Here is a 22417-nt window from a genome sequence, read left to right on the forward strand (position 1 = left end):
AAAGCGTTTCTCAAACTCTTCCCAAAAAACTGCTCTTTTAACTATTTTAAAGAATAGTCTATTTTCTGTTTACTTACAGTGGAATATTATCCTGTTAAATATATCGTCAAGGGGAACGATTTCATCAGCTATTCCTGCTTCGACGACTGCACGGGGCATTCCGTAAACTATACTTGAGTCCTCATCCTGCGCTATGACATTGCCGCCTTTGAGTTTGAGAAGCTGGAGTCCTTTTTTCCCGTCAGCGCCCATGCCGGTCATGATAACTCCCAGAGCGTCTTTCCCTGCTGCTTCCGCGACTGATGCCGCAGTCACGTCGACACTGGGAACATGAAGATGTCCGCCCGCGTCAGAGTTAAGCTCCGTTACATAGTTTGCGCCTATTTTCTTTATTCTCAGGTGCTGCCCGCCTTTTGCGATATAAACGGTGTTCGGCTCCAGCTTTTCGTTCCCCTGAGATTCTATGACATTCAGCTTGCTCAGAGAGTTAAGTCTCTGGGCGAGGGATTGTGTGAAGTTGGGGGGCATATGCTGAACCACCACTATCGGCACGCCTATATCCGCAGGGAGCCGGGGTATAACCTTCTGGAGAGACTGGGGTCCCCCTGTGGATGTGCCGATGATTACTATGCGCTTATGCCCGGGCTTGGAGATGGTTCTGCTTGCGGGGGCAACCGGAGCCTGCACTCCGCCGAACGGAGCGGAAGAAGCCGCCGGTCTGGTGAATGACGCCGGGCGGAGCCTGCGCATGAGGTTTGTTCTTCTGGCGAACTGCTTTATCTTGTTGCGCAGATCGTCTTCTATGTTCATAACGCCGAAGCTGGCGAATGATTTTTCTTTGGGAATGAAGTCCACAGCACCGAGATCGAGTGCTTTCATTGTGGCTTCGGCGCCTTCCGTGGTGAGCGAGCTGACCATAATAACGGGCAGCGGGTTTTCACTCATTATTTTTTCAAGGGCGCTCAGTCCGTCCATTCTGGGCATTTCGATGTCCAGAGTCATTACATCGGGCTTAAGATTTCTCGCCATTTCAACGGCGTCAATACCGTTGCGCCCCTGACCGACTATTTCGATCTCCGGATCCTTGGCAAGCATGGACTCAATGGCCTTTCTCATAAAAGCGGAATCATCAACAATAACAACCTTGATTTTATTCATAGAACTCTTTCAGCCTCCTCTTGAGTTTTGTCACGGCCGCAGAGTGGATTTGTGAAACCCTCGATTCCGTAATGTTCAGAACCTCTGCAATCTCCTTCATCGTAAGCTCTTCGTAATAATAAAGAGTAATGGCGTACTTCTCTTTTTCGGGGAGGCTGTCTATCTCCTCGCCGAGCCTTTCTATGAGCTTGTTCTTCACCGTTTCGTCTTCGGGGGTGAGTCCCTTGCTTTTTATAAAATCTATGAGGTTGCTTTCCCCTTCGCCGCCGACGGATTCGTCAAGGCTGAGGAGCTTGTCATTGTCCTGAAGCTCAAGAAGGCGGTAAACCTCCTTCGCCTCAAAGTCGCTTCCGGCGACTATCTCATCCACAGAGGGGCGCGCGCCCAGCTCCCTGTAGGTTCTTTCTATGAACGCCTCAAGCTGTTTAAGCCTTGTGCGCACATTTCGGGGAAGAAAATCCAGACTCCTCAGCGTGTCAAGGATTGAACCTTTTATTCTTCTCTCGGCAAAGGTATAGAAATTTACATTTCTGTCCTTGTCGAACCTGTCCATACTTTCTATTAAGCCAACGCAGGCTGAGGAATAAAGATCGTCAAGATCCACGCTGTCCGGGAGGGACGAGCTCATACGGATAACCCACGACTTTATTCTGGGCATAAACTCTGCAATGATTTTCTCCCGCTCTTCAGGGGAAAATCTGTTTATAGCGCCGCCTGTCTCATATTGCATCAAAGTATCTTCCTGTAGTTTATGACTATCTTGTCTATGTAGAGGAAAAGTTTTTCACTTACGTAATAAATAATGAAAAACATTATAATATCCCTCGTTACATAAGTCAATTTTACCTCAAGCAGAAAGAACTTGTAAACAAATGAAGAAACAAAGGCGACTGTGGCAAGCATCAATGCTATTTCCCTGTGGAGGAAGTTCATTTGAACACCCCCTTAAGAAGACTGTACAGCCCCTCTTTACGTGTGTTTTCGGCCGGAAGACCGAGTATATTTCTCGCTATGTTATAAATATCACGGGAGTACGCGCCGTTCTGATTTATCTCGCAGACTGGCTTCTGGAATTTCACAGAGCTTATAACCTGTTTGTCTTCTCTCAGGTGTCCGAGAAGGTCAAGCTCCACATCGAGAAACTTCTTCGCCACGTTTTTCATGCTCATGTAAATGTTTTTTACGCCGTTGACATCATCCACTCTGTTCAGCACAAAGCGGATCCTGTTTATGCCGTGGTCAAAGTGAACCACCTTCATGAAGGCGTAAGCATCTGTTATGGCGGTAGGTTCCGGCTGAGTGATCACAATCACAGTGTCGGCGATAGCGGCGAACTTTGTCACAGTCCCGGAGATCCCCGCACCTGTGTCAAACAGTATATAATCGTAAACACCGTCAAGGTTTACGAAGATTTCCACAATCCTCTCAAAATCGCTTTCGCTGAGGCTGGCAAGATCTGAAAAACCGCTGGATGACGGGATAACATCAAATCCGTAAACATCCTTCTTTATTACATTATCCAGCTCCGCCTCGCCCAGAAGATATTTTCTGATGGAAGCGGTTACGGTTAGGTTAAGCAGTATATCAACATTGGCGAGCCCTAAATCCGCATCGAAAACAAGAACTTTTTTCCCCATTTTCGCAAGCCAGTAGGCAAGGTTTACCACAAAGTTGGTTTTACCCACCCCGCCCTTGCCGCTGGAGACGGAAATATACTTTGCCCGCCGTTTTTTATCCCATGCTTTTCGTCTTAAATTGTGCGCCTGATCTGTCATCTTTCACTCCAGAACCCCGGAATATCCTTGAGGATCTGACTAGCAATCTTCCTGCCATCGGGAATCTCCATATCATCAGGGACATTCTGCCCTGTGGAAAGGAGGAGAACGGGAGTCTTTTTGCGGATCGGCAGGTTCACCATGGGACCAAAGTATTTTGTTTCGTCAAGCTTGGTAAAAACGACATATTCCGGCATGAGCGCACCATAATTTTCAAAGGTTTCCGCCATCTCGGCGTGGTTGCTGCTCATGGACATAACAAGGGCGACGGTCATTTTGTCCCCTGCGTTTATAAACTTTCTCAGATCGCCTATCTGCTCAGTATCGAACTGGCTTCTGCCCATGGAGTCAACGAATACATAATCATAGCCCTCGGTGCGGGCGAGAATTGTCCGGAGCTCCTCGGGGCTAGAGGCAACCTGAAGGGGTATATCCACAATCTCCGCATAGGTTTTAAGCTGCTCTACGGCGCCGATCCTGAAGTTGTCTATAGTAATAAGACTGACTCTCTTTTTCAATTTAAGGGAAAGGTTTGCAGCTATTTTGGCAACCGTTGTCGTTTTACCCACGCCCGTGGGACCCACGAAGGCGACTATTTTTCTGTTAAGGGAAGAGAAGTAGTCCTTCTCAATGGGGATCAAATCCCCGAGAAGCTGCACAATAAGGTTGCGTATCTGGCTTCTGGTGAGTCCTGCTGTGGCACGCTTTTCTATTCGTTTCAGGAATTTATATGAGATAACGTCGTCCACGCCGTTCTTCACCATAAGGGAGTAAAACTCCTTAAGCTGCTCGGGTAGGTCGACTACTATATTCTCGGTAAGGGCGCTTTTCATCTCAAGCATCTGTTTTTTGATTTCGGCGACGTCAGCCATGAGACTTTCAAAGCGGTTGAGTCCGAGAGTGTTTATCAGCTCGGCAAGCTTGTCCACTCCTCCCTGCTGATAGCTTTCGGGATTAAGCTTTTTTGCCTGACGGGATGTTTCGGACCTGTAAACAGTCTCCTGTGAGGGGCGGCGTATATCCGCGGCGAAGGTGTCCGGTCTGAACTCGTCCTCATCTTTCGGTTCGGCGACCTTGCCGAAGCCGTTATATGTGGAGCCTGTGCTCTGCGGCTTCGGTCTTGCCGCTTTCGCCTGAGCGGTTTTTTCCATGAGAATGCGCTCATCCATATCTACGGCGGCTGTGACCTCTATGAGAGGTTTGGAGAAAAGACCGAAGCTGTTGTTTTTGACGACTTTTCTGGTGGAAAGAATGACAGCCTCGGAGCCGAGCTCCTGCTTGATCATCCTCATCGCCTCAGCCATGTCGTACGCTTCGTACTTTTTTATCTTCATACCTTAATCTCCAGCATGCCGAGGCTCTCTATCCTGACATTCTCGCTTATTTCGTTGTGAGATATAACATTAATGTTCTTAACAAATTTCTCCGCAAAACGGCGCATTGCAGAGCGCAGGGGAGGGGAAATAACAAGAACCGGACTGAATCCTTTATGTGTCACCTCATCAACCTTACCTATCATTTTAGACAGAATTTTCTGCGCGGCAAGGGGGTCTATAAGTATATCCTTTCCTTCGTCACCCTGCTGAAGATTTTTTGCCAGAAGCTGTTCAATCTCAGACGGGAGTGTGAAAACATAAAGCGCGCCGTCCGGAGCGAGAAGGCTCTCGGTTATCTGTCTTCTTAGGGACAGACGCACTCTTTCCGTGAGGTTTTCCACATCCTTGGTCTGCACTCCGTAAGAGGCGAGAACCTCCAGAATGCTGCGGAGGTTGCGGATGGAGATCCTCTCTCTCAGCAGGTTCTGCAATACCCTGTTTACAGTGCCCAGATCCAGTATGCCGGGGATGAGGTCTTCCACCAGCTTCGGAAATTTTTCCTTGACTCCGTTGACAAGCTCAAGGGTCTCCTGCCTGCCTATAAGCTCATTAGCATAGGACTTTATCACTTCCGTAAGGTGTGTGGCGATCACCGTAGCCGGATCGACTATGGTGAAGCCGTTAAGCTCCGCCTTCTCCTTCTGACGCTCGTCCACCCATTTGGCGGCGAGTCCGAAAGCAGGTTCCTTAGTGGGAATGCCGTCTATCTTGTCCACGCTCCCCTCGGGGTTCATAACCAGAAATTTATCCGGAAAAATAGTTCCGCTGGCGACTCTGACACCTTTAAGGAGTATGTTGTACCCGTTGCCGTCAAGCTGGAGATTATCCCTTATCCTGACGGGGGGAACGATTATCCCCATCTCAAGGGCGACCTGCTTGCGTATGGATTTTATGCGGTTAAGAAGCGTTCCGCCCTGAGCAGAATCCACAAGAGGGATGAGGCTGAAGCCGATACCAAGCTCCATGGTATCCATCTCCAGCAGTTCTCTTACCTCTTCCTCCTCCGTTGCGGGCTTGCGCTCCTCCTCCTGCTCTTCCTCATCCTCTTCCGGCTTTTCCGCCGCCTTTTTAGCGGAATGCGCTATGGCGAAAAATATCCCCGAAAGAAAAAGAAAAGGGAAAAACGGCATACCGGGCACAACCGCAAAGAAAAGGAGTATGCCGCCAGTTATGTATAGCACCCTTGTACTGCGGAAAAGCTGTCTGGCGAGCTGACCGCTGAGATCCTTGTCTCCTCCGCCCGCACGGGAAACTATGAGACCCGCCGCAGTGGAAACTATCAGTGAGGGGATCTGGCTCACCAGACCGTCGCCCACGGTCAGGATAGTGAAAACGCCTGCCGCCTCCGCCACTTCCATACCGTTTTGCAGAACGCCTATGGCGAGACCGCCTATTATATTTATGCCTGTGATGATAAGCCCCGCGACGGCGTCACCGCGAACAAACTTGCTCGCACCGTCCATGGCTCCGTAATAGTCTGCTTCCTGCTGGATTTTTGCCCTTTTTGCCTTTGCGCCCGCCTCGTCTATGAGCCCTGCGTTGAGATCGGCATCAATGCTCATCTGCTTGCCGGGCATGGCGTCCAGCGTGAACCTTGCCGCAACCTCCGCAATACGTCCGGAACCCTTAGTGATAACCATAAAGTTGATCAGCACAAGGATAAGGAAGATGATAACACCAACGGCATAGTTGCCGCCCACCACATACTGACCGAACGCCTGAATAACATGTCCCGCCGCGCCCTCGCCCTCCGAGCCGTTGAGAAGGATACGCCTTGTGGAGGCGACGTTAAGCGAAAGTCTGAACAGGGTAATGATCAGCAGTACCGAAGGAAAGGTTGAAAACTTAAGCGGTTCATCCGCATAGATCGCCACCATCAGAATCAGAACCGACAGAGCGATGCTGCAAACCAGAAGCAGGTCCAGAAATACGGCGGGCATAGGCAGAATCATCACTATGATTATGCCTATGAAAAACAGACCGAAGCCTATTTCGCCCTGTTTTATCAATTTTGTCATCATGCTGGACTGAGCCACTGAACTACCTTCTCATATGCTTAAATTTCCCTACAAGGGCAAGTATTTCTGCTACTGCTTTATACAAATTCTCAGGTATTTCATCACCTATGTCAACAGTTTTGAAAAGTGTTCTCGCAAGGGGCGGATCCTCATGAACAAGCACTCCGCTCTTCTTCGCAAGCTCTTTTATCCTCAGCGCCAGAAGTCTCTGCCCTTTTGCCACCACGGTAGGCGCTTTATCCTCCCCGGGGCGGTATCTCAGAGCAATGGCAAAGTGAGTGGGGTTGGTCACCACAACGTCAGACTTCGGAACGTCAGACATCATCCTCTTGCGTGCCATTTCCCTCTGCATGCTTCTGATCTTCTGCTTTATGATGGGATCCCCCTCCATCTGCCTGAACTCCTCCTTGACCTCCTGTTTTGTCATCTTAAGGTCTTCGGTGTTCTGCCACTTCTGGTACATGAAGTCTATAATGGCGAGTATCAGAATCAGAACCCCGATCTTGAGGAAAAGCTCAAAAATAAGCATAAGAAAAAACATTATGCTGTCTATGGGTTCGGAATCACCCAAGCGGAGAATTGTCGGTATCTTCCCTTTTATGATGTAAAAGGCGGATAATCCCACAACGAATATCTTAAACAGTGACTTGAAAAGCTCCACAAGGCTGCGCTTGGAAAATATCCTGCCGAAACCCTTTATGGGATCAAGCCTGTCAAGCTTTACGGCAAGCGCCTTCGGGCTGAAAAGAAAACCGAACTGCATGATGTTTGAGGCAATGTTCACCACAAACAGCATCAGCAGCACAGGCGCGAGGAGCTTCGTCATGAAAATTATCACAAAAAACATCAGGCTGACGGCGCTTTTCTCGTCCAGCACGTAATCAAGGGACATGAATGATTCCCGCATGAACCGCATCAGCTCGTCCGCCATTGTGGAAATATAGAAATACATGAATATGGCGGTGGCGACAAAGGTCACGGCGGCGCTGAGCTCCCTTGTCTTGGCGACATTGCCTTCCTCTCTGGCTTTCTGAATCCGCCGCCCCGTGGGCTGTTCGGTCTTCTCCGAATCGTTGTCAGCCATCAGTTACCGCCGAAAATATGAAATAATGTCGCGACCCGCATGAAGTACTCATGGAGAAGCTTTTCAAAAACAATAAAGAAATAGCGCAGGCTTATGCTGAGTACGGAAAGCCCAACGGCTATCTGGAGGGGAAAGCCCACTATCATGAGGTTGAGCTGCGGCACAAGCCTGCCCATTATCCCCATTATAACGTGTGTGCAGAGCATAACAACGAATATCGGGGCGACTATCTTAAGCGCTGTGAGGAATGAAGCGCTGAGCATTTTTGCGATGTAGAGAAACCCCTCCGCCTTGAAGGTGAATATTCCCAAAGGAACCGCCCTGAAGGATTCGCTCATGGCGCCGATAACCATCAGGTGACCGCCGAGGGCTATAAAAAAAAGGATCATCGCTATGTTTTTGAGCTGGGCGATGATGGAAAGCTGCATATTCATCGAAGGGTCGAATGAGTTAACCATACTGAAGCCCATCTGAAAGCCCGCAAGCTCACCGCCTATCTGCACACCCACAAAGAGGAGCTGAGCCATCATCCCTGTGGCGATGCCGAGCAGAACCTCCTTGGCAATAAGCAGGACAAGCAGCAGCGGGTGAACATCAGACAGCCCTATGGACTGCACATTGGGGAAAACCACAACGGCAAGCACAAGGGAGGTAACGACTTTTACATTGTCCGGAATAAGCTGGCTGCTGAACATCGGGGCGCTGAAAATTATGCCCGAAATGCGGAAGAAGACCATAATAAAAGTCAGCAGCAGATCCGTCTGATAAAGGAACTCAAACATACGGCAGTGTAATACTTCCGTCCTGTTTATACAAGGCTAAAGCTTTTGTGCCGCTCTACTCTCCGGAAGCCATGGGAACCCTTTGAATGCTTTCCTGATTTTTTCCGTATTCATAGCACGATACGGAAATGTATCTCTTCTTCATCCAGTACACGCCGAAAAGATCCGCTATGCCCGCCCAAAGACGGCTGTTTATGCCCGCGCCGTATTTACTGACACCCTTGTTCCTGTGCCTGTGTCTCACCGGCATCTCCGCCACCGTGAAGCCGGCTATCTGAACTAAAGCAGGAAAGAACCTGTGCGCATTGCGAAAGAAACGGAAGCTGTCCAGACATTCTCTTCTGAAGCCTCTGCTTGAGCAGCCCACATCGCTTATGCTGTCGCCGAGTATGCGTGAACGAAGCCTGTTCGCAAGCCTGCTTGAGAATCTGCGGATGATGTTGTCGTTCCTTTTGGCGCGCACGCCGCACATCATATCCACACCGAGCTCCAGCATTTTTTCCAGAAGAAGAGGTATATCCGCGGGATCGTTCTGTCCGTCACCGTCGAGAGTGAAAATATATTCTCCCTCAGCCGCACTGAATCCCGCAAATAGCGCCGCGGACTGACCCATGTTTCTGTGCAGGTGAACAGCCCTGAAACGTGGATCCGCCGTCCATTTGTTTATCTCATCGTCTGTGCCGTCAGTTGAGCCGTCATTCACAAGCACAGTCTCCCACCTGCGTTTTACCGATGATTCAAGCACAGAGCGTAGCTCCGCACAAACCGTGTTAATATTTTCCGCCTCATTGTAAAACGGAATCACCACTGAGATTTCCGGATTCATCATTTTTTCCTGCTTATTTTGTAAAAGTTCCATTGCCTTCTTTCCTCCGGTGAATAAGTTTTCAGATGCTCCGCGGAAAGAGCCATACTGCTGAGAGTCTCTTCATTCAATTCTCCCCGGGTTATGAAATACGCCGTATCCTTTGTTTTGTTATCAATAAATTCATCCAGCGGGCGCACCTTGTTCCCCACAGCCCAAATCTCTTTTATGCTGAGATCACCGTAAAAATCACCTTTGTATCCGGACGCGGCGTCTGCCCTGACCTGTTCCAAAACTCTGAAATCTTTATCCGGCACAAATGATTCCGCCGCAGGAACTGCAACAATCACAGCAAGGCAGAATACCGTCACGGACAGGGGGATATATTTGTCCGTCTCCCGTCTGAGAAAGCTTGCCGACAGGCAAAAAACCGCATAAAGCACTGCCGATTCGCCGATTATGAAAAACATGCTGTTATAAAGCCCGAACCAGAGCTGTGCGGCGGCAGCCGAAATGAAAACAAAAACAGCTAATGAGAATGAGATCCCGCTCCATATTCCGAGAACAATGCTGTCTGCCGCTGTTTTCTTCAGCTTTCCGGTGAGAAGACTCATGTACTCACCTATCATGAGCGCGGCAGGTATGATCACAGGCAGAAGATAGCGATCCTTCTTCTCCGGTATGACGGAAAGAAGAATAAGGGAAACAACGAGCCAGATAAGGTAAAAAGCTGCCCTCCGCCTGCCGAGACGTGTGGAAGAAAACCCCGGAACAAGCAGAGGGAGCAAGAACACAGCCCAAAGACCGGACATGAGCGGAAACTGGAAATAATACCAGAAGGGCTTAACATGCCGATCAGCCCACGCTGATGCCTCTGAGGCGGCAGTGCTGAGCGCTGAGTGTGTTTCATGAAAATATATATACATAGGCCACAGGAGGGAAAGTGTGGCCGCAACAGCCGAAAATACCGCAAGACCGGAAAAGCTCACGGGTTTAAGCCGGAAAAGATAAAATCCGGATGCGAGAAAGGGCAGAAGCAGTCCGTAGAACGCCACGGGTCCCTTACTCATAAAAGAAAGCGCGGCAAAAAGCCCTGCAAGAGCGTACATAAGTATTCGTTCTCCTGCCTCTTTAGCAGGCAGGGCACGGCAGTACGCGGCTATGGCGGCAGTCATAAACGCCTGCGCGTAGATGTCCCATGTGTTTCTGCGTGTCATATAGAAAAACAGATAACTGGTGCTCAGAACTATTACGGAATAGAAAGCGGCCTTTTTCGATCTTGTTACGTGCAGGGATATGAAATACACGCCAGCAAGCATGATAAGTCCTGCAAGCGCCGAGGGAATGCGGCTTGCCGCAAGATTATTATCGGCTCCCGCAAGCCGGAATACAAAAGCGGTTATCCATGTCGGGACAGGCGGCTTGGCTATCCTCAGCTCACCGTTAAGTGTCGGAAAAAGCCAGTTCCCGTCAAGAACCATCTCCCTTGCGGTTATGTAGTTGCGCGCCTCCATTATATCCACTGAGAGAACATCACGGTGCGCAAAGGCTCCGGTGTAAACAGAAAGGAGGAGAACAAAAATCATGCTTTTGGTCAGAAGAAACTCTGTGTCTTTCATGCGCCCGTTATACAGGGTGAACATGAAGATTTAATGAACAGACAAATTTTATGATGACGGCAGAATAACCGTAACTGTAGCTGATTCCCCCTGAACGCTTTCTATATTTATTTCACCCTTGTGGAGTTCAATTATTCTTTTAACTATCGCAAGCCCGAGCCCTGAACCGCCATAGCGGGACGCACGGGACTCCTCAACTCTGTAGAACTGCTCAAATACCCTGCCGATGGACGCAGCGGGAATCCCTGCCCCCGTGTTGAAGATTTTTATCTTTACTGTTTCATCTGTGCGGAATCCGGTTATTCTGATAATGCCCCCATCAGACGTATATTTTACCGCATTGTCCAGAATATTGGAAAAAGCTCGGAACAGCTTATCAAAATCCCCGCCCACAGTCAGAACCCCTGTGAACTCCGAGACAATACTTATTCCCCGCTCTGAAGCAAGAAGTGAATAGTCCTCCTTCAGTGCTTCAAGCATGCTCCTGAGCTCCACGGCTTCGGCGCTTATTCCGCTGTCCAGTTCGAGAGTGGAAAGATTCAATATGTTTTTCACCAGTCTTTCCATACGCAAAACCTGCTCAGAAAGCCTTCGGGCGTCATCTGCCGAGATGCTGCCCGACATATTCACCTCATCGGTTATCAGGCGCATGATGCTCAGCGGAGTCTTAAGTTCGTGGGAGGCATCGGCTATAAGTCTCTTTTGTTTATTAAAAGCATTTTCCAAGCGGTCAAAAACCCCGTTGAGCGTCATGGCAAGAGTGTTGAATTCATCCGATGCTCCTGCCTTTTCCTTGAGGGGTATTCTAAGATTCAGATGACGCTCTGTTATACTTCTTGTCCGCGCATTCATAAGCCTCACAGGGCGGAGGATGTAACCTGCTATCATGTAGCTCACCGCTGTGAGCACTACCACCGAAAGCAGAAGCCCTGCCGCCACACTGAGCATGAGATCCGCTATCTCATCACTGACCCTCTCTGCGGACAGTGCCGCGTAAACAATGTACTTCAGTTCGTCGTCATCGTAGTTTCCGTCGTCATCATCTTCCTCAAAAACGCCGGTGTGCTCCTTCTCTATTACAAAGCGGCGGATTCTGAAAGCAGTCTTCCCGTGGGAATCATGCTCCACATATGAAAGCTCATCAGGCACATAGGCATGCGCAAGGCTTTTCCTGCCGTTGCTTTCCGGCAGATCTATTTTCTGTGCTATATGGGAAACGTACAGCGGTTCAGGTTCACCGCGCTTATAGATCTTGATCCAGTAGCGCCTGTTGTCCCTCACTCCCGCCACTCCTGCCTGATCCAGAGCCGCAACCGACTCAAAGGCAACTGTGCGCAGCTCCGTATCCATAACCCTGAAAGGCTGTTCCAGCATTTCAAAGAGAACCGACGCAGAGAACACCAGTGCGGATAGAAGCCCTGCGGAGGCGATCAGTATGGAAATCTTAAGCCTTATGCTCATTCCTGACCGTCCCTGATTATATAGCCCACGCCTCGTATGGTTTTCACAACGGATTCACCATCAGCGGCGTTTATTTTTTTGCGGAGATTTTTTATGTGTACATCCATGAAATTGGACATGCTGAAAGGCTCAAAGTCGTCTCCCCATACATGCTCTGCCAAGCTGAAGCGGGAAACGGCACGATTTTTATTATACATCAGAAATTCAAGAATGGAGAACTCCCTTTGGGTGAGCTCCACTGCCTTTCCGTCCACTGCGACCTCCCGCTTCACCGTGTCCAGACTGAGGCTGCCTGCGCGAAGCACTGAGGCGGTTTGCCCGCCTGCACGTCTGAGCAGCGCGCGCACTCTCGCCAGCAGTTCGTCAGTGGAAAAAGGTTTTGTGAGGTAATCATCAGCACCCGAATCAAGCCCTTTGATTTTATCGCCCGTTCCGGTTCTGGCAGTGAGCATAAGAACTGGTGAGTCAATACCCATGTTTCTGGCTTCACGCAGTAATGCGAATCCGTCGAGCTTCGGGAGCATCACATCCAGAAGAACAAGATCGTAAGGAACCTCAGCTAATCTGTCCAGCGCCTGTTCTCCGTCATAGGCGCAGTCGGCGGAGTATTTCTGAGCCTCAAGCGTACGCCTGAGCTGTTCATTAAGTTCCGGTTCATCTTCAACAATCAGTATTCTCATTTTCCACCGCTGAATGAATATAAACGTTTTTGATCACTTTTGAAACATTAAGAAGAAACAGGAACCAGCGCGGCAAGTTAAAAAACTCTTTTAATTGCCCTTCTGATATGCGATATTCAAGATTAAACAGCTTTATAAAATGAAAAAACGGCAGATATAAATAATGACAAAAAAGCGGTTAACAAAACAGGACGTCGTAAGGATGCTGGAAACGGCAGACCTGTACGAACTCGCCCGTGAAGCGGACGGAATACGGAAAAGGCTTCATCCCGAAGGGGTTGTAACTTTCGTTGTAGACAGAAACATAAACTACACAAACATATGCACATGTAAATGCTCGTTTTGTGCCTTTTACCGCGCGGCAGACGAAGAAGGCGCATATGTTCTCGATAAGGAACAGCTAAAGCAGAAAATAGAGGAAACCAAGGCACTCGGAGGAACACAGATACTCCTTCAGGGCGGGCTGCACCCCACATTGGGCATTGAGTTTTATGAAGAGATGCTCTCCTACATGAAATCACTCGGTGTTTGGCTGCACGCCTTCAGCCCGCCGGAGGTACACCACATTGCGAAGATAAGCGGTCTCACCATTGCCGAAACCATCGCAAGGCTTGTCAAGGCGGGGATGGACTCCATTCCCGGCGGCGGAGCGGAGCTTCTGGTGGATGAGGAAAGGCTGCGCATAAGCCCGAATAAGATACTCTCGGACAAATGGCTCGGGGTGATGGAAGAGGCGCACAAGCAGGGACTGAAAACAAGCGCCACCATGATGTTCAAAGCGGATGACGAATACGGAAAGATAGCTGAGCATTTTGATAGAATACGCTCATTGCAGGATAAAACAGGCGGCTTCACGGCGTTTATCCCGTGGGCTTTTCAACCGGACAACACAGAACTGGGCGGAAAAAAGGTAAGCCCCGTTGAGTATTTAAGGATATTCGCCGCCGCGCGCATTTATCTGGACAACATAAAGAATCTTCAGGTTTCATGGGTCACTCAGGGACCGAAGATCGGGCAGACGGCGCTGCGCTTCGGCGGAAACGACTTCGGCAGCCTGATGATAGAGGAAAATGTCGTAGCCTCCTGCGGGGCATCCTTCCGCATGAGTGTGGAGGAGATCGTCCACAACATAGAACGCGCCGGCTTCAAAGCAGCGCAGAGAGATATGCAGTATAATATAGTCAAACACTTTTAGTACACATACAGTTCCATGGATGGAACTGCGCCGTGCGAAGCGAAGGCGGGTTTATCCCGCCGCGAGCGTGTGAGAAAACGGACAGGATGTGCCGTTTACGAACTATCGGCAGACAAGATATGCAGTATAATATAGTCAAACACTTTTAGCACACATACAGTTCCATGGATGGAACTGCGCCGTGCGAAGCGAAGGCGGGTTTATCCCGCCGCGAGCGTGTGAGGAAACGGACAGGATGTGCCGTTTACGAACTATCGGCAGACAAGATATGCAGTATAATATAGTCAAACACTTTTAGCACACATACAGTTCCATGGATGGAACTGCGCCGTGCGAAGCGAAGGCGGGTTTATCCCGCCGCGAGCGTGTGAGAAAACGGACAGGATGTGCCGTTTACGAACTATCGGCAGACAAGATATGCAGTATAATATAGTCAAACACTTTTAGTACACATACAGTTCCATGAATGGAACTGCGCCGTGCGAAGCGAAGGCGGGTTTATCCCGCCGCGAGCGTGTATTCAAAATTTCCAAGGACGGCAAATTTTGAATCATCAAGACAAGACACAGCAAGCGGTTTTTTTAATAAGTTTAATATACTAATAAATACAACAGAATATCCGATAACATAATTATAAATAATTACCAAGGATTGGCATTTGAAGAACGATTTGCTGGAAGTTCTTGTAGAAATTTCCGAGAAAATGAACAGCATTTTCGACGTGAATGATCTTCTTCCCTCTATTATTTCCATTGCAAGGGAATATCTCGGAGTGAAGCGGTCATCCCTTATGCTTATCCACGGAAACAGGCTGAGCATTTCCGCCCATTCCGGTTTTGAGATTGATCCGCACAACATAGAAATAGCTCTCGGTGAAGGCATAGCTGGAAAAGTTGCTGAAACAGGCATGGAAACAGTAGTTAACCTCTCGGAGGAATCCCGTGAGGAGATGGGCTACAGAGCTTCCTCATTCATGTCGGTTCCGGTGAAAACCAACAATAAAGTCATCGGCGTTCTGAACCTGACGGACAAGGAACACGATTACTTCACGGAGGACGATGTGCGCATAGCTCGCTACATAGCCTCACAGTGCGCTCTGGGCATAGAGCGCTTCAACCTCGTGCGGGACATGCGCAAGAGCGAGAACCTGCGGATTATCGGCATGCTGAACAGCTCCATAGCTCATGATATAAAAAATCTGCTTAATATAGTGCAGAGTTACCTTGAGCTCATAGATATAACAGAGCTGGACGGCGAGGTGGCTGATTATATAGAGTCCATCCACTCTGAGGTTAAGAGGATACACGGACTCACACTTGATCTGCTCGATTTTTCCAGACAGAAGGTATCCATAAATCTTGTCCGGTTCCGTGTTTCAGAACTGTTTAACGATCTCAGAAAGCAGTTCCGTGTCCTCACCAGAGATACGGCGGTGGAGGTTGAGTTCATAAATAACGGCGATCCCGAACTGTGGCTTGACAGAGAAAAGATATTCAGGATGCTGTTTAATCTCATAGCGAACGCGGTGGATGTTCTGGGAGATAAAGGAACTGTGCGGATAAGCGCCTGCGCTGCGGGCGGCTGCTGCGAATTTGATATATATGATAACGGAAGAGGCATTCCGCAGGATACAATAAACAAGATATTCGACCCGTTTTTTACATCGGGGAAAATAAAAGGAACAGGACTGGGACTGGCAATCGTTAAAATGATTGTGGAAGCCCACTCCGGCTTTATATGCGTTGATTCTAAACCGGATGAATACACGGTTTTCAAGGTCAGGGTGCCGTTGCGATATGAACCTACTTAAAAATCACACACAAAAGAATGAGACTGAGTTCAAATACCTCCTCTCGCAGAAGTATGATCTGACTCCCGCCGATTATGTGCTTACACGGGAGGAGGGAGTAATCACCGCAAAAATAACCACGATGGATTCAGCGGATTCAATTGTGGAAATAAGCGTCACTCCGGACGGGCTGCGCGCTTACATATCCCTTTATCCTGCGGTAAATGAAGGTGAAACCTATACTCTTGACCGCATAATGAACCTTATTGCCGAAAACGGCATAAGCGTCAACCTCAAAACAGAGGTAATAAAGCAGGCTTTTGAGATCTATTCCGAAGGCGGAATTATCGAAAACATGCTTTTTGCGGAGGGAATCAAACCAATAAACGGTTCAGACGCTCAGGTAATGCTCAATTTCGATCCGGTGAACAGCCAGCCGCGCCTGCTGAAAAACGGGCGTGTGGACTACAAAAATATTGATAATATACGCCTTACCCGCAAAGGGGATCTGCTGCTCACCAAGCGCCCCTTCACCAACGGGGTAAAAGGGCTCACGGTGAAAAACGAAGAGATACCCGCGGAAAAAGGAAATGACATTAAGCTCATCCTTGACGAAGGCATCACCACGGACGAAAATGAAAAGGAATACTACGCAACTGTCGACGGCTGCGTCACTTTCCACAGTAACAAGCTCGGAGTAAGCCCGATATTCAGCGTACCCGGCAATGTGGACTACTCCACTGGAAACATTGTGTTCAACGGTGTTGTGCATATCAGGGGCGATGTTCTGAGCGGCTTCTCAGTAAAGGCCGAAAAGGACATAATGGTGGACGGCATAGTGCAGGACGCCACAATGGCGGCGGGCGGCAGTATAGTGATCAAAACAGGTATCAAAGGCGAAGTCAGCAACAACATTGCCGCTGCCGGAGACGTGACAGTGGGCTATGCGGAGAAAGGGAACATTGCCGCCAGAGGCAATGTGGAGATACTGAAATACGTTTACAACACCAATATAAAAGCAGGCGGATACATTCAGGCGACCGGAGCCCCGGGTATTATAGCAGGCGGAAAGATCATGGCTTTTTCCGAAATCAACCTCAACCAGTCTGGCACAAAGGGGAACAGCAGCTTCCTCATGTGTGTCGGAACAAAGTATTACTTTGAGGATGAGCTGAAAATTCTTCAGGATAACAAAGATAAATACATTCAGAATCTGGAAAAGGTTGACGAATTCCTCAGTAAGCTCGATACTTCCAACAAGGAAATTTTGAAAAACCCCAAGGTGAAGCAGCTTCTCGTCCTGCGCAAGCAGGTCATGGACAATATGACGAAAACCGAGGAACAGATCCAGAAACTTATAAAATCAGCCCACCACCGCAAGCCTAGGATAAAGGTTAACGGAATAATGTTTGAAGGGCTGGATGTTCAGATTTTCAGAGAAAAAATAACCATGAGAGAAAAAAAAGAGAAGGTTGTCTTCATCTATGATGAAAAATATGAAAGGATAATCTCGGTATCGCTGGATGACAAAGCACAGTACGAATGACAACATAATCATCAAAGGTGCAAGGCAGCACAACCTCAAAAACATTGATCTTGAAATCCCGAAAAACAAATTGGTGGTCATAACCGGAGTCAGCGGCTCCGGCAAGTCCACCCTTGCCTTTGACACCCTCTACGCAGAGGGACAGAGGAGATACGTGGAATCACTCTCAGCGTACGCTAGGCAGTTCCTTGAGCTCATGGAAAAGCCGGATGTGGATTCCATAGACTTTCTCTCCCCCGCCATAAGCATCGAACAGAAATCCATAAGCAAGAACCCCCGCTCCACTGTGGGAACAATTACGGAAATATACGACTACATGCGTCTGCTTTATGCCAGAGTGGGTGACGTACACTGCCCCTCCTGCGGCAAAAGGGTTGAAAGCTACTCCGTTCAGCAGATAGTGGACTACATCACATCACATGAGGATGAGGCTAGGGTGGAGATTTACTCCCCGATAGTCAGGGGCAAGAAGGGCGAATATAAAAAGGTCTTTGAAAAACTTCTCAAGGACGGCTTCGTCCGTGTCCTAGTGGACGGCGAACAGAGGCGCCTTGAGGAAGAGATAGAGCTCGATAAAAAGATAAAGCACTCAATCAGCGTCTCCATAGACAGGCTTAAGCTGAAGGACGGTCTCCAGCGGAGGCTGGCGGATTCGGTGGAAACCGCTCTGAAGCTCTCCGAAGGACTGGCGGAAATAGACGTTGACGGCGAAACCCGCCTCTTTTCCGAGAAGTTCGCCTGTCCTGAATGCAATATAAGCATAGAAGAGATTGAACCCCGCAGCTTTTCCTTCAACAACCCCTTCGGCGCCTGCCCCGAGTGCGAAGGACTGGGTGAAAAATCCGTATTCGATATGGACGCTGTAGTCCCTGACCCTTCGTTAAGCATAAGGGAAGGAGCACTCAAGCCGTGGGAGCAGTTTGACAATTTCCACCATTACAATACCCTTGTAGCCATCTCACAGCAGTTCGGCATAGACATGAACATGCCCTTTGCCAAGCTCACGGACGCAGAGAAAGAGATCATGCTCAACGGAACCGACACTCCCCTTAAGCTTGAGACCTTCAGAGGCGAAAAGAAAGTTCAGTACGAGAAAAAGTTCGACGGCGTGGTGGGCTGGCTCCGAGAAAAGCTTTACTCGGACAACATGACGGACAGGGAAACGGCCAGACGGTTCATGTCCTCCATGGACTGCCCCGAATGCAAAGGAGCCAGACTCAAGCCCACAAGCCTCGCCGTAACAGTGGGCGGCAAAAACATCTACGACACTTCCGAACTCAATATAGCCGAAGCGCTGGACTTCTTTGACAACCTTTACTTTGAAGGCTTCAAGAAGGAAGTTGCTGACAAGATAAATACGGAGATCAGGCGCCGCCTCAGCTTTCTGAAGGATGTGGGGCTTGAATACATCACACTTTCCAGAAAATCATCCACGCTTTCCGGCGGAGAAGCCCAGAGGATAAGACTCGCCACACAGATAGGCTCGGGGCTGACAGGGGTGCTCTATGTGCTGGATGAGCCCTCCATCGGTCTGCATCAGCGGGACAACGATATGCTGATCGCGACCTTGAAAAACCTGCGGGACATAGGCAACTCTGTCCTCGTAGTGGAGCATGATGAGGACACAATCGCCGCCTGCGACCATGTTATAGACATGGGACCCGGAGCCGGACGCAAGGGCGGATACATAGTCTTCAGCGGCAGACCGGAAGAAATACGCCACTGCGAAGCATCCCTCACCGGAGCTTATCTCAGCGGCGTTAAAGAAATAGAAATCCCCAAGCGTAAAAAGCCTGACAAGAAGCGCACTCTCGCCCTGAAAGGCGCGGCGGAACACAACCTCAAGGGGATAGATATTGAAATACCCCTCGGGCTGATGGTCTGTGTGACAGGGGTTAGCGGTTCGGGCAAATCCACACTTATAATGGACACCCTGTACCCTGCCCTCATGAAGCGTCTCCACGGAACGGGGATGAGAGGCGGAGTTTTTACCGAACTCAGCGGCGCCGAACATATCGATAAGGTAATAGATATAGACCAGAGCCCCATAGGACGCACGCCGCGCTCGAACCCTTCAACCTATACAGGGATTTTCACGGATATGCGCGATCTCTTCGCCCAGACTCCGGACGCGAAAAAGCGCGGCTACAAGGCGGGCAGGTTCAGCTTCAACGTTCGCTACGGACGCTGCGAAACCTGTCAGGGTGAAGGATATATCAAGATTGAGATGCACTTTCTGCCGGATATGTACGTGAAGTGCGATGCCTGCGGCGGAAAAAGATACAACCGTGACACGCTGGACATACGCTACAAAGACAAGAATATATCAGATGTACTTGACATGACGGTGAATCAGGCATTTGAGTTTTTTGAAAACGTGCCGAAATTAAAGAATAAACTCGAAGTGCTCGTAAATGTCGGTCTGGGCTATATCAAACTCGGTCAGCCCGCCACTACTCTTTCCGGCGGTGAAGCTCAGAGGGTGAAGCTCGCGAAGGAGCTTATGAAGCGCCCAACGGGTAAAACAGTTTATATTTTTGATGAACCTACAACAGGGCTTCATTTCGATGACATAAATAAGCTTGTGAAAATTTTCAGGGCTTTGACCGAAAGCGGAAATACTGTTATTATCATTGAGCACAACCTTGACGTTATCAAATGTGCCGACCATATAATCGACCTCGGACCCGAAGGCGGCGACGGGGGGGGAACAATAATTTTTAAAGGTACGCCCGAAAAGTGCGCCGAATGCGCCGAATCCTACACGGGAAGATACCTGAAAAGGAAACTGTAGCGTGAAGAAAAAAACTCTCTTACTGATTTTAATCCTGATTGCGTCTTTTGCCTCTGCCTTTGCGGAGGAGCTTATCGACAAATATAACTCAGCAAAGAACGACCTCGCTTACATAGAGAAATCATCCAAAGTCACACGCAAATCATACGAAAATGTGGCGGATAGTTTTTTTCAGATATATTCCCAGCAGCCCTCGGGCGCTCTGGCTGACGATGCTCTGCACTATACTGCGCAGACCTACTACAGAAGCTACAAACGCTTCAATGTAAAAGACGACATGCTGAAAACCATCAGAAACCTCAATCTCCTTGCGATAAACTACAACACAAGGTTGGCATCCCTTGCGTATATTCAGCTTGCGGACATCTACATAGCAAGCAGAGACTACTCTTCGGCAAGGTTCACTCTGAACAAAATGCTCATCAAATTCCCGAAATCCGAAGATACTCCGGCGGCGAAAAAGAAGCTGGAGCAGATAAACGACCTCATAGCTGCGGCGGAAAGAAAAGAACGCTCACTGACCCCGCCCCCTGCTCCCCGCGCCTTGGCTTCCCTGCCGGAGGAGAATCTGCCTCCCGCAGTGCCTGAGCTTAAGCCTGATCCCGCTTCAGCGGCGAATGCTGCTGAGCCTGCGGTTAAAAGCACGGACAGCTTCTACGCAGATCAGGTTGCGTCCGATATTAAAACCGGCGAAAACTACTACGGTGTGAAAGCCGGCGGAACCAGCGACAAGGTGGTTAAAAGCATACGCCATTTCGCCGCCAGCGATTATACAAGGGTGGTAATCGACCTCAACAAGCCCACCGAATTCATGAAGCACTGGCTCAGGGAAAACCCTGAATTCAATAAACCGCCGAGGCTGTTTATCGACCTCCAGACAGATTCCATCGACTCCTCAATACCCAAGGAAATTGATATTAAGGACGGTCTGCTCCGCTCGGTGCGCTGGGCTCCGAACCGCCCGGGTGTAACACGCATAGTTCTGGACAGTGACAATGTTAAGGACTTCACCGTATTTGCCATGAGCAACCCCGACAGAATAGTAATAGACGTAAGCAATCAGGGTATAGATAATAAACAGCCGGAAACACTGAAAACGGCGGAGAGAAACATAACCAACGACAGGGATCTCTCAAAAGCGACTTTGGCAAGCGTTTTCGGTCTTAAGGTGCGCCGCATAGTAATAGATGCCGGACACGGCGGAAAAGACCCCGGCGCCTCATACTACGGGCTTAAGGAAAAGGATATTGTTCTTGATATAGCCCTTGAGCTTGAGAAGCTGTTCAAGCAGAACACCGATCTTGACGTTCACCTTACAAGAAGAACGGATGTGTTCATCCCCCTTGAGGAGAGAACCGCAATAGCAAACAGACTCAAGGCGGATATTTTCGTATCTGTTCACGTCAACGCCAGCAGAAACAAAAACAGCAGCGGGCTTGAAACCTTCGTGCTTAACGTAACCAAGGATCAGTCGGCTCTGGAAGTAGCGGCGGCGGAAAACATGGCAACGGAAAAATCCATGAGTGATCTTCAGGGAATCCTCAAAGATATAATGCTGAACTCCAAGCTTGAGGAATCGCTCCTTCTCGCAGCCAAGGCTCAGGAATCCCTTACCCAGTCGGTATACGGAACAGCGAACCACAGGAATAACAGAGGAGTCAAGCAGGCTCCGTTCTACGTGCTCGTGGGCGCTAAAATGCCTTCCATACTGGTGGAGGCGGGATTTGTTTCAAACAGAGTTGAGGCGGACATGCTGAAAAGCAACGCACACAGAAAGAAAATCGCCTACGGTATTTTTCAGGGTCTGCAAAATTATATAGAACTGCATAAATAATGACAGACAGCGCAGCCGTGCCCGCAGCGGCTGTGCTTTCCTTTTTATCTGCCTTTACATACGCATAACTCTATTCATTTTTTCCTTTATTTTTCTCTTGATTTTTTTGCTCCCGATCTATAAAAATATCTTTGTTGGCACTCAACAAGCCAGAGTGCTAATAGTCTTAAATCAGGCAATTAAAACAAAAATATAAGGAGGAAGAAGATGGCACAGATTAAGCCGCTTCAGGACAGAGTTCTCGTTAAACGCTTCAAAGGCGAAGAGAAAACTGCCTCAGGAATCATCATTCCCGACAGTGCAAAGGAAAAACCCATGGAAGGCGAAGTTATCGCTACGGGCCCCGGCAAGTACCTTGACAACGGAAACAAGGTTGAGCTCACGGTTAAAGCGGGCGACAAGGTTCTGTTCAGCAAATATGCGGGAACAGAAGTTAAACTCGGCGATGAAGAGTACCTTATCATGCGTGAGGATGACATCCTCGGCATCCTTAACTAATTA

The 22417-nt window shown here is 49.0% G+C and carries 18 protein-coding genes; 6 read left to right on the plus strand and 12 right to left on the minus strand.

The features are described 5' to 3' along the window. Positions 1-69: 69 nt before the first annotated feature. The 12 genes from EP073_RS13320 to EP073_RS13375 are packed head-to-tail and all read right to left on the minus strand — an operon-like array spanning position 70 to position 12758. The gene (locus tag EP073_RS13320) at positions 70-1158 is read right to left on the minus strand and encodes a protein-glutamate methylesterase/protein-glutamine glutaminase (RefSeq protein ID WP_128467652.1); all 1089 of its coding nucleotides are present in this window, start codon (positions 1156-1158) and stop codon (positions 70-72) included. Then, positions 1151-1888, minus strand: a complete 738-nt coding sequence (locus tag EP073_RS13325) for a sigma-70 family RNA polymerase sigma factor (RefSeq protein ID WP_128467653.1) — start codon at positions 1886-1888, stop codon at positions 1151-1153. The genes EP073_RS13320 and EP073_RS13325 overlap by 8 nt, the downstream gene beginning before the upstream one ends. Continuing rightward, the gene (locus EP073_RS13330; protein WP_128467654.1) at positions 1888-2091 is read right to left on the minus strand and encodes a hypothetical protein; all 204 of its coding nucleotides are present in this window, start codon (positions 2089-2091) and stop codon (positions 1888-1890) included. Before EP073_RS13330 ends, EP073_RS13325 begins: the two co-directional genes overlap by 1 nt. Continuing rightward, a complete protein-coding gene (locus tag EP073_RS13335) occupies positions 2088-2933 on the minus strand; it encodes a MinD/ParA family protein (RefSeq protein WP_128467655.1) in 846 nt (281 codons plus the stop codon). The genes EP073_RS13330 and EP073_RS13335 overlap by 4 nt, the downstream gene beginning before the upstream one ends. After that, positions 2930-4267: a flagellar biosynthesis GTPase FlhF gene (gene flhF, locus EP073_RS13340; protein WP_128467656.1), complete on the minus strand. Its 1338-nt coding sequence runs from the start codon at positions 4265-4267 to the stop codon at positions 2930-2932. Before flhF ends, EP073_RS13335 begins: the two co-directional genes overlap by 4 nt. Next, the gene (gene flhA, locus EP073_RS13345; protein ID WP_128467657.1) at positions 4264-6330 is read right to left on the minus strand and encodes a flagellar biosynthesis protein FlhA; all 2067 of its coding nucleotides are present in this window, start codon (positions 6328-6330) and stop codon (positions 4264-4266) included. Before flhA ends, flhF begins: the two co-directional genes overlap by 4 nt. Before the next feature lie 19 nt (positions 6331-6349). Further along, positions 6350-7411 (minus strand): flagellar biosynthesis protein FlhB, encoded by a 1062-nt coding sequence (gene flhB / locus EP073_RS13350; protein ID WP_128467658.1) that lies wholly within the window; start codon positions 7409-7411, stop codon positions 6350-6352. Beyond that, a complete protein-coding gene (gene fliR, locus EP073_RS13355; RefSeq protein ID WP_128467659.1) occupies positions 7411-8193 on the minus strand; it encodes a flagellar biosynthetic protein FliR in 783 nt (260 codons plus the stop codon). Before fliR ends, flhB begins: the two co-directional genes overlap by 1 nt. A gap of 55 nt (positions 8194-8248) precedes the next feature. Continuing rightward, positions 8249-9022 carry a glycosyltransferase family 2 protein gene (locus tag EP073_RS13360; RefSeq protein WP_206617473.1) on the minus strand — a complete coding sequence of 258 codons (774 nt, stop codon included), beginning with the start codon at positions 9020-9022 and terminating at the stop codon, positions 8249-8251. Then, complete coding sequence (locus EP073_RS13365) at positions 9019-10617, minus strand: ArnT family glycosyltransferase (protein ID WP_164885387.1); 1599 nt, start codon at positions 10615-10617, stop codon at positions 9019-9021. The genes EP073_RS13360 and EP073_RS13365 overlap by 4 nt, the downstream gene beginning before the upstream one ends. A 48-nt stretch (positions 10618-10665) precedes the next feature. Continuing rightward, on the minus strand, positions 10666-12078 hold the full coding sequence (locus EP073_RS13370; protein WP_128467661.1) for a sensor histidine kinase: 1413 nt from the start codon (positions 12076-12078) through the stop codon (positions 10666-10668). Then, positions 12075-12758: a response regulator transcription factor gene (locus EP073_RS13375; protein WP_128467662.1), complete on the minus strand. Its 684-nt coding sequence runs from the start codon at positions 12756-12758 to the stop codon at positions 12075-12077. The genes EP073_RS13370 and EP073_RS13375 overlap by 4 nt, the downstream gene beginning before the upstream one ends. A 163-nt stretch (positions 12759-12921) precedes the next feature. Between EP073_RS13375 and mqnC the strand changes: the two genes are divergently transcribed. The 6 genes from mqnC (at position 12922) to groES (ending at position 22414) form a co-directional block, all read left to right on the plus strand. Further along, positions 12922-13953: a cyclic dehypoxanthinyl futalosine synthase gene (gene mqnC, locus EP073_RS13380; protein ID WP_128467663.1), complete on the plus strand. Its 1032-nt coding sequence runs from the start codon at positions 12922-12924 to the stop codon at positions 13951-13953. 658 nt (positions 13954-14611) lie between these two features. After that, the gene (locus EP073_RS13385) at positions 14612-15763 is read left to right on the plus strand and encodes a GAF domain-containing sensor histidine kinase (RefSeq protein WP_128467664.1); all 1152 of its coding nucleotides are present in this window, start codon (positions 14612-14614) and stop codon (positions 15761-15763) included. Then, on the plus strand, positions 15750-17288 hold the full coding sequence (locus EP073_RS13390; RefSeq protein ID WP_164885388.1) for a flagellar assembly protein A: 1539 nt from the start codon (positions 15750-15752) through the stop codon (positions 17286-17288). Before EP073_RS13385 ends, EP073_RS13390 begins: the two co-directional genes overlap by 14 nt. Next, positions 17266-20082: an excinuclease ABC subunit UvrA gene (gene uvrA, locus EP073_RS13395; protein ID WP_128467666.1), complete on the plus strand. Its 2817-nt coding sequence runs from the start codon at positions 17266-17268 to the stop codon at positions 20080-20082. The genes EP073_RS13390 and uvrA overlap by 23 nt, the downstream gene beginning before the upstream one ends. 1 nt (position 20083) lies before the next feature. After that, on the plus strand, positions 20084-21916 hold the full coding sequence (locus tag EP073_RS13400) for an N-acetylmuramoyl-L-alanine amidase (protein WP_164885389.1): 1833 nt from the start codon (positions 20084-20086) through the stop codon (positions 21914-21916). A gap of 207 nt (positions 21917-22123) precedes the next feature. Beyond that, positions 22124-22414 (plus strand): co-chaperone GroES, encoded by a 291-nt coding sequence (gene groES, locus EP073_RS13405; protein WP_128467667.1) that lies wholly within the window; start codon positions 22124-22126, stop codon positions 22412-22414. Positions 22415-22417 lie beyond the last annotated feature (3 nt).

The sequence above is a fragment of the Geovibrio thiophilus genome (genome assembly GCF_004087915.1).
Taxonomy (GTDB): domain Bacteria; phylum Chrysiogenota; class Deferribacteres; order Deferribacterales; family Geovibrionaceae; genus Geovibrio; species Geovibrio thiophilus.

What these genes read in the sequence shown, in the direction of transcription:
- EP073_RS13360 (WP_206617473.1), bottom strand. Translation starts at nt 9,022, where the DNA reads ATGATGAATCCGGAAATCTCAGTGGTGATTCCGTTTTACAATGAGGCG.
- EP073_RS13320 (WP_128467652.1), bottom strand. Translation starts at nt 1,158, where the DNA reads ATGAATAAAATCAAGGTTGTTATTGTTGATGATTCCGCTTTTATGAGA.
- EP073_RS13375 (WP_128467662.1), bottom strand. Translation starts at nt 12,758, where the DNA reads ATGAGAATACTGATTGTTGAAGATGAACCGGAACTTAATGAACAGCTC.
- EP073_RS13330 (WP_128467654.1), bottom strand. Translation starts at nt 2,091, where the DNA reads ATGAACTTCCTCCACAGGGAAATAGCATTGATGCTTGCCACAGTCGCC.
- fliR (WP_128467659.1), bottom strand. Translation starts at nt 8,193, where the DNA reads ATGTTTGAGTTCCTTTATCAGACGGATCTGCTGCTGACTTTTATTATG.
- mqnC (WP_128467663.1), top strand. Translation starts at nt 12,922, where the DNA reads ATGACAAAAAAGCGGTTAACAAAACAGGACGTCGTAAGGATGCTGGAA.
- EP073_RS13365 (WP_164885387.1), bottom strand. Translation starts at nt 10,617, where the DNA reads ATGAAAGACACAGAGTTTCTTCTGACCAAAAGCATGATTTTTGTTCTC.
- EP073_RS13335 (WP_128467655.1), bottom strand. Translation starts at nt 2,933, where the DNA reads ATGACAGATCAGGCGCACAATTTAAGACGAAAAGCATGGGATAAAAAA.
- uvrA (WP_128467666.1), top strand. Translation starts at nt 17,266, where the DNA reads ATGACAAAGCACAGTACGAATGACAACATAATCATCAAAGGTGCAAGG.
- EP073_RS13325 (WP_128467653.1), bottom strand. Translation starts at nt 1,888, where the DNA reads ATGCAATATGAGACAGGCGGCGCTATAAACAGATTTTCCCCTGAAGAG.
- flhA (WP_128467657.1), bottom strand. Translation starts at nt 6,330, where the DNA reads ATGATGACAAAATTGATAAAACAGGGCGAAATAGGCTTCGGTCTGTTT.
- flhF (WP_128467656.1), bottom strand. Translation starts at nt 4,267, where the DNA reads ATGAAGATAAAAAAGTACGAAGCGTACGACATGGCTGAGGCGATGAGG.
- flhB (WP_128467658.1), bottom strand. Translation starts at nt 7,411, where the DNA reads ATGGCTGACAACGATTCGGAGAAGACCGAACAGCCCACGGGGCGGCGG.
- EP073_RS13370 (WP_128467661.1), bottom strand. Translation starts at nt 12,078, where the DNA reads ATGAGCATAAGGCTTAAGATTTCCATACTGATCGCCTCCGCAGGGCTT.
- groES (WP_128467667.1), top strand. Translation starts at nt 22,124, where the DNA reads ATGGCACAGATTAAGCCGCTTCAGGACAGAGTTCTCGTTAAACGCTTC.
- EP073_RS13390 (WP_164885388.1), top strand. Translation starts at nt 15,750, where the DNA reads ATGAACCTACTTAAAAATCACACACAAAAGAATGAGACTGAGTTCAAA.